The organism is Schlesneria sp. (assembly GCF_036405755.1).
Lineage (GTDB): Bacteria > Planctomycetota > Planctomycetia > Planctomycetales > Planctomycetaceae > Schlesneria > Schlesneria sphaerica.
Genome location: NZ_DASWWZ010000319.1, coordinates 1 through 7,256 on the forward strand (window position 1 = coordinate 1; position 7,256 = coordinate 7,256).

General features: G+C 57.7%; 9 protein-coding genes. All 9 read right to left on the minus strand.

The genetic code is table 11. The features are described from left to right. Window positions 1-170: 170 nt before the first annotated feature. Complete coding sequence (locus VGE80_RS11165; RefSeq protein WP_440592723.1) at window positions 171-2,432, minus strand: phage tail tape measure protein; 2,262 nt, start codon at window positions 2,430-2,432, stop codon at window positions 171-173. Between the two features lie 16 nt (window positions 2,433-2,448). Then, window positions 2,449-2,700 carry a hypothetical protein gene (locus tag VGE80_RS11170; protein ID WP_440592724.1) on the minus strand — a complete coding sequence of 84 codons (252 nt, stop codon included), beginning with the start codon at window positions 2,698-2,700 and terminating at the stop codon, window positions 2,449-2,451. Window positions 2,701-2,791: 91 nt separating this feature from the next. Further along, window positions 2,792-3,514, minus strand: coding sequence for a hypothetical protein (locus VGE80_RS11175; protein WP_440592725.1), 723 nt, complete (start codon window positions 3,512-3,514; stop codon window positions 2,792-2,794). Window positions 3,515-3,541: 27 nt separating this feature from the next. Further along, window positions 3,542-4,438 (minus strand): hypothetical protein, encoded by an 897-nt coding sequence (locus tag VGE80_RS11180; RefSeq protein ID WP_440592726.1) that lies wholly within the window; start codon window positions 4,436-4,438, stop codon window positions 3,542-3,544. An 11-nt stretch (window positions 4,439-4,449) separates the two neighbouring features. Next, window positions 4,450-4,968 carry a hypothetical protein gene (locus VGE80_RS11185; RefSeq protein WP_440592727.1) on the minus strand — a complete coding sequence of 173 codons (519 nt, stop codon included), beginning with the start codon at window positions 4,966-4,968 and terminating at the stop codon, window positions 4,450-4,452. Next, window positions 4,965-5,480, minus strand: coding sequence for a hypothetical protein (locus VGE80_RS11190; RefSeq protein WP_440592728.1), 516 nt, complete (start codon window positions 5,478-5,480; stop codon window positions 4,965-4,967). The genes VGE80_RS11185 and VGE80_RS11190 overlap by 4 nt, the downstream gene beginning before the upstream one ends. Then, window positions 5,477-5,821: a hypothetical protein gene (locus VGE80_RS11195; RefSeq protein WP_440592729.1), complete on the minus strand. Its 345-nt coding sequence runs from the start codon at window positions 5,819-5,821 to the stop codon at window positions 5,477-5,479. Before VGE80_RS11195 ends, VGE80_RS11190 begins: the two co-directional genes overlap by 4 nt. 9 nt (window positions 5,822-5,830) lie before the next feature. Next, window positions 5,831-6,055 carry a hypothetical protein gene (locus VGE80_RS11200; protein ID WP_440592730.1) on the minus strand — a complete coding sequence of 75 codons (225 nt, stop codon included), beginning with the start codon at window positions 6,053-6,055 and terminating at the stop codon, window positions 5,831-5,833. Between the two features lie 65 nt (window positions 6,056-6,120). Continuing rightward, window positions 6,121-7,164: a hypothetical protein gene (locus VGE80_RS11205; protein ID WP_440592731.1), complete on the minus strand. Its 1,044-nt coding sequence runs from the start codon at window positions 7,162-7,164 to the stop codon at window positions 6,121-6,123. Window positions 7,165-7,256: the final 92 nt, after the last annotated feature.

A 7,256-nucleotide genomic window follows, 5' to 3' on the forward strand; every position in this document is an offset into this window, starting at 1 on the left:
GATCATCGGGACTGTAAATTCGCGAATCACAAGACCGCCGTGAATCACGCTGGTACCGTCAACGCCAAACGCCGACGCACGTTGCACGGCAACGAGCCATTCCCCCCACTCGATATCCTGAATCATTCCCAGGAGCGAGGCCCCCGCATGGTAGAGACACGGTGTTGGCATTAGCGACCTCCCCCCAATCCCAACCCGGCTGCCGGAACGAGAGGAGGCTTTTCACCATTCCCCGGCATCTGGATATTGACATTCACATTGACGGGTGGCGGGGCAGGAACCGGAGGAGCCTTCTCAGCCTTCCTCTGTGCCTTCCGGTCTTCAATCACGGTTTTCGCGTCCTGCAGATTCCGCTCGCGGTCCATCGCGTCGATACCGACCTGCGTCCGTTGTTCGTTACTCCCGAACATCATCATGAAGGCCTCATGCCCCATGAGAGAATTCCCCGCGTCGTACGCGGCCATGCCAGTCGAAACACCCAGCGGAGTAAGCCCGCTCGTCTCAAGCTTCAGTTCGTAGGCCTCACGCATCGTTTTTGAATTCATGTCCTTTGCGGCTTTGACCATTTCCATCGCCGTTTTCTGGCGAATGCTCGTGGCATTCTTTCCTGTGGTGGTCGTCGCGACGTCTGCGGCGAATCCCGCTTTGTCGTTCATCTTCTTTTTCAGATCATCAACTTCATCAAGCCCTTCCATCTCGGTAATCGTCGAAGAAATGTTTCGCCCCTCAACCACGATATCCAGGGCGCTCGCGCGGTCTTCTTGTGGAAGGGACTCGATCCCCTTCTTCAATCGTCCCATGACCGTCCGGAAGTCCTCACCCTTAAAGTCAACATCCTCCGGCTGTAAGCCCATCCGGTTGAGTTGCTCAACCACCTTTGGAGAGGATTTCGACGTCGCCAGCTGACGCACAATTTCCCGCATGTGCGTCCCCGCTTCTTCCGCAATCTGCGTTTTGCGCAACATGGCAAAGTTCGCCAGTTGATCCTCGGCCGACATCCCGCCCAACTCCCGCAGCGTGCCCGAGTGTTTCGCCAGTTGCTGCAAGTCGGGAATCTTCAGCGGGGTTTCCTTCAGCCCCTGGATCTGCGTGGCTAGTTCTTCGACGTTCTGCGCGTTCAGGTCTTTTTTATTGGCGGTCAGAAACATCGAGAACGCGGCCGCCATCTCCTTTGACGACGTTGCTTTGTCTGGGGTGAGGGCCTGAGCCTTCATCAATTTCAGAAACGGGGTCAATGCGGGACCCTGCGCCTGATCTGCACTGAACCCGGTCGAAACCATTTCCGCGGCCGTGTTAAACGCGTCTTCGCTGGTCGTGGCCGTATCAATCGCCGCCTTGTAAATGGAAACCTTCGCCTGACGACCTTGAATCTGATTCAATCCGGCCTGGACTTGAAACCGCTTCAACAGATCTTCCTGCTTCGAAGCGGCATCTTCTGCTGCCTGCTGTGCCTCGCGATTCGCAGTTGTCAGGAATTGCACCGCCCTGGTAACTGAAACGTAGGCCGTCGCGATGCCCGCCAATCGTGTTCCGAGTCGCGTTAATGCGTCCCCGGAACTTTTGGTCTCCTCGGTCATCTTTCTTTGTTCTGCGTACGCCCTCGAAACTGCTTTGACATACTCCTTCTGGTCAATCGAGCCTGCCTTGAGCAGTTCCTGGTACCGCCGAACCTTCGCAAAAAGATTGTCCTGTTCCGAGCCGAGGGAACGGACCAAAGCAGCTCCTTCGCGGTCGTTCTGCTTTTTCTCGAGTGCGGCAGCCCGTTCCGCAGCTCGACGTTTGGCGACTAAACCAATCTGTTCCATATAGGCACGTTTGTGCGCCGCAACCCCTGCCAGGTATTCCGTGTCGGTCAACTCCCCAGCAGCATGGGCCTTCTTCAGTTCATTGGTCCCTCGGCGATAATCTTCCTTTGCTGCCTCCTTCTTTGTAAGACCGAATCGCCGCATCGCTGCGATCTCTTTATCTCGCAACGCCTGATCCGCCTCCGCTTTCTTCTTGGCGTCGGCAGCGTCTTTCGCGTCCTGCTCGGATTTTTGCTTCCGTGCTCTCTCCCGCTGAGCATACAGCGAATGACGATAGGCAACCTGACGTTGCCGCTCCTGCTCATCCTGCATCGCCTGCTCGGCGTCGGCTTTCTTTTTGGCTGCCATTTCGGCCAATGCAGCAGCTTTCTGCTCTGCCAGCCGTGCCGCAGCCACCTTGCCGGGGTCGATCCCTTTCCCGACTTTCTGAATTGCTTCGGAAATCGATTTGTAACCACTCTGGACATCGGCGGCGGACTGTTTGCCCGCTACGCCGACCTGCTTCATCTTGTCGATTTCCGCCTGCAGTCTTTGCAGTTGTCGATCAGATGCGATCTGTCGCTTCTGATAGTCCTCGAAAATCTGACGCGAATCGCTGGTCCAGGTGATTCCGATTGTGTTGGTCATCGACCACGTCCGCCCATTAGTTTGACGTCAGGTCCTGAACGACCGAGCGAAACGCTCGTTCGAACGCCGCAGTCATGCGCCCGCCCAGTTTCATTCTGCTAAACGCCTGTTCGCAGGGGATTCGCGAAACGGCCTCGTTGATCAGGTACTGGCGAATATCCTTTGCCAACTGGGGATCGATCGGACCATCCGCAACGAGGATCGTCGTCGGCAAGGTTTTCTCGGGCGACTCTCCGACTTCCGCTGCACTCTCACGTTCTTCATTCATGGACTTTCCTTTCACAGCTCAAACGAAAACAGATCGAACCATGTCGGTGCATGGTTCGGTAACAACCCCGCCCGCCACGCCCGCGTTTTAATCAGTCTGGGATGCCTGCAACGGCTTCCTTTTTTTTAACACCAGCGCTTTCTTTCTCCCGCAGCTCCGCGAGCTCAGCGATTACCGCCTTGATGTTCATTCCGTCGACGGAGGCCATCGTGATGCTCAGCAGCGAATCCGAATCCAGTATCCCCAACTCGGAAGCGATCTCTGACGTCAGTCGATAGTTCTGTCGCAGCGAGACGACGCAGTACTCAGCCCATTCCGTCAACATCTGTTCGGCAGTCCGGCCGGCATCGCTCGCCATCTTGTTTTCATCAAGGTCCATCACCAGCAGACGCCGAAACCAGGGCTCTGACTGCTGCCAGAACTCGTTAAACTTGGGTTTCCGAACCTTGCGCCACTGGCTATCCACCATTCGCAAGGTCGTCGGCAGGTCTGCGGCGCAGGGAACTCGCCACTTGTGCCCGTCGCCCAATTCGATTTCGTATCCCGGGAACAACGATGGCCGAGCCAGATCCGCCGGAGCGCAGGGCGAATCGGTCCAGAAGCCGATCTGATATCCGGGCCCTTCGATCCACCGCTGCCGATCCGGGAAGTAGCCGATCTCCCCCGACCAGTTCAGCAGCAGGCCGTCCGGAACTCCATCACGCATCGTCACAGCGCATTCGTTCACCCCGTCAACGAAATCCGCCAGCCCCACCGAACGTAGGCACGCGGCCGCATTCGTCATCTTGCCTGGAAACATGATCTGAAAGTGCATTCGCTCCGCTTTCAATCCAAAAAGGAGTTATGGCGCCGTGACGGCTGACGCTGTGCTGGCAACCAGAGTGCGGCCTTCAAGCCGCAGCCCCGCATTGCCGTGTTTCGTTTCCTGTGCGGACATCGCTTGTGGCTTGATCAGACCACCCGCGAACGTGAATTTGATGTGCTGCGCAGTCGCATCGGCGACGTAGGTCCCACCGCTGGCCCGTTTCCGCAGATACGCCGTCACATTCGTGATCGATGCTCCGCCAAGGATCGATGCGAGCAGGTCAAAGTCCTCGACCTGCACTTCAATCACGGGGTCGATCGTCTCGAGGAAAATATCACTCGCGAAGACAGACCCTTCGTAGTTTTGCGGTTCCGACCACCCAAGCCCGAATGTCACCGAGAAACCGACCTGTCGCGGGACCAGGTCACCGTTGATATAGACCGGACCCAGGCCATACATGGCGGAAAACAACTGACCTGCCAGCGTCTGATTCACCGTTTCCGAGTAGGGAGTAACCATGCCGTCGGATGACAGAAACAGAACTTGCCCCTGTGCTGTCGGCGCTCCCTGCCGGGGTGCGGTGATCGTTTGCGGGTTGAGTACGACGGGACAATCCGTGATTCCCTTGACGACCATATTCGCCCCGGCGCCCACAAATGTCCCCGCACGCGCTCGCTTCTGGAACGGAATCGTGACATTGGCACCGTTGTTGACCACGGCCCCCACCACACCGAATGCGGTCAGGAATCCACCAATATCGACTGTGGACAAGCTCGCCTCTGGCTGCGAAGACACGATGAACTGATCTGAGATCACCGCAGCCCCCGACATTCGCCCCGCCAGAGACTCAACCTTGGGGTCGAAGCTGGAGTTTGTCACCTGCCGCAGGTTCACCCCTGATCCGAGAATTGCATCATAGACGACGTCTGGCATCGCTCATTCCTTCATCGAAACTGTTTGAGAACCCGGTCCTGGTTGGCCGGGTCATAAATCGCCGCCACGTAGAAATCCTGCATTCGCTGAGACTGCTCCGCGATTTCCAGATCACTCACGTGTTCCAGCTCCGCCCGTCGCTGCTCGGTCAAAGGCCTGCGAATCCGCTTCCCTGCCAGTGGCCCCCGCTTCACGACCGACGTCTGTGGTGATTTGGCGGTCAGGGTTCCACGGGTCGCGGTCGCCCGGATCACAGACTCGGTCAGCACAGCCCGCCGCAATTCCCCCGTGAATTCGTTCGGCCGCTGGTGATGGACTGTTCGCGCCTTGTATTTCTGCCACCTGACTGACCGTTTGGCGAACACGCCCGGATAACGGCTGTAGGCTGCTGTCATGAAGTGGAAGGGCAGGTAGAACGTGCGGATCTGGTGCATCGTCTCACGGTGATTGTCGTTCATAATGCGGTTATGGGCCCGCATCGAGAACAACACCAATTGCACATTTGCCCCGACCTTAAACGTCGCGGTCATGGCAAACCCTCCCGATGAATCACCCAGGTCAGTTCGATCAGCTTCCGGCCGTTCTCAGTGACTGGATCGACTTCGCCGCAACTGAATTCTTCCAGCCGCTGGAACTCCAGGCATCCAGCCGTTGTCGCGACGTCCCGTAGCTCGGCCGAGATCTGACCGTAAAGATTGTTCATGTGCCGACGCCGATCTCGATCGGTCCGCTCGCCGCTCAGTCCGTACCAACCATTCAGTTGCTCGTCCGTGAAGTCGTCGTATTGGATGAAGACCGTCATTTCGCCCCGGCCGAGGAACGACGTTGTCCCCGTGCGGTCGGCGGTCTGCGGCCCCTGGTGACGGACAATCGCCCGGGGCAACGGTTCGGAATCGTCATCCAGTGCCAGGTCTTCATAGATGTGCCCGGTGGCTTCATCGGCCGACTCGGCACCTACCAGCCGCTGGAACGTGACGGATGTCGCAACGGTCTTCACCAGATGCTGCAGCCGTAACGACCTGTCACCGATTGCGGGAATCATATGATCTGCTCCCGACTGCTGACCGTGCGGACCTTGTCATCCCGTCGCAGGTAAATCATCCGCAGGCCTGAATCCAGATTCGGCAGCCGCTGCACCTGCCAGACTTCGTCGTTGATGATCCACTGCTCACCCGGTTCGTACTCAACTTCTTCAACCAGAACCGTCACCATGCCCGTTCGCTGGGTTCGCTCTGCTGAACGCTCGAAATCCCGGTCAACGCGGTCTTCCACGAACAAACATCGAACGCCACACTCTTCCGTCCCATCGGGACGGCGCCGTGTGGCTTCGATGCCATGAACGCCCCAGAGGTTTTCCCACCCCTCAACCGCGACACTCGACATAATGCGGGGTTACTCCGGTTCGCGAGCGAGAATCTTCAGATCCTCGACGCATCGCGTCACGAACCTCACCCCGTACTTTGCCCCAGGCGGAAGCTCGAGACGGGCCAGCACGGTTCCCGCCGGAACAATCTCGTCACCGATGGGCAGATCCCCATTCGCGACGAGTTCGAACCGGCCTGGTTCCCGCGATTCCCGTTCTGTCGCTTCCGCAGCGGCCATTGCGTGTTCTTCCACGATGTCCCCTTCTGAGAGAGTTCAAAACAGAGGAGCGAACAATCCGCCCCCGTCAAATGCCGACCTTAGATGTCGGTTCCATCCGTCACGTTGGTCAGCAGAACGCCCGCCCGGAAGAAGGTGTTGTCCCCCATCGGGTCGCTGAAATCTTTCAGCTGGTAGTTCCACCGGCCACGAATCACGCCGCCGCGACGGCTTTCTTCGCGGTATTCTTCCATGATGATGGCCCCTTCGGCGGAACTGGCACCGATACCGGGGATCTGCGCGTTCTGCTTGGTGAACATGACCGTTCGGCCAATACAGGGGCCTGAATTGGTCAGTTCCGTTCGTCCATCTGCAATTCGGCAGACCATGGCCATCGTCGGATCCCAGAATCGGCCAATCGTTGCCGCTCCGGTTCCGTCTGGCGTTAGGTTCTTATAGCCGTCGGCTACGAGGATGTGATCCAGCTTCAGCAGCGCTTTGAGCATCGACATTGTGACGTCCTTAGGATCGTCCACGCCGGAAAACTTGATCCGGTCGATGATGCTCTGGGACTGCATCATGTAATCCAGTCCGAGCTCTGGAATGATCAGGCAGTTCGCCCGCAGCCCGAATCGACGGAAACGACGTTTCGCTTTCAAAATCGTCGCGACAGGGGTGCTCGTGGCCGTTGCCTGGAATGTTTCCGTTCCACTCAGTGCGATCGTCTGGTTGCCAGTGTAGGACCCGGTATTAAAGACCATCGCAGCGACGTCCCGCTCATGCTCCTGGAGGAGCTGGTCAACTACGCGGTCCGCCGCAATCTGTTCTGCCCGGAGAAAATCCCCGAACAGTTCGATTTCTGCATCGTCGACATCGGACTCCAGACCGTGTTCCTGTGTGGCGAAGGAGTCTTTTCCCCAGCCGAATTCATCCTTGGCATACCCGGCGCGCGGTGCACGAACCAGCGTCCTCGGTGGCGCCAGCCTCGTTTTAATTGTCTCTCGCGAGAATTCTGCCGCTGGTACCGCAACTCCGGCAGGAGGCATTACCTTCAGCCCAATAAACCCTTCCCTGTTCGCGATGAGATCGAAATCGGAACGACGGAGAGACAGGTCGAACCGCTGAATAGCTTGACTTTGCAACATGACTGGAGTTCCCCATGAAACCCCACCGCGACGAATGAATCAGACACGTCTCACATGCGGAAAAATAACCGGGTCCGGTGGCCACCTCGCCC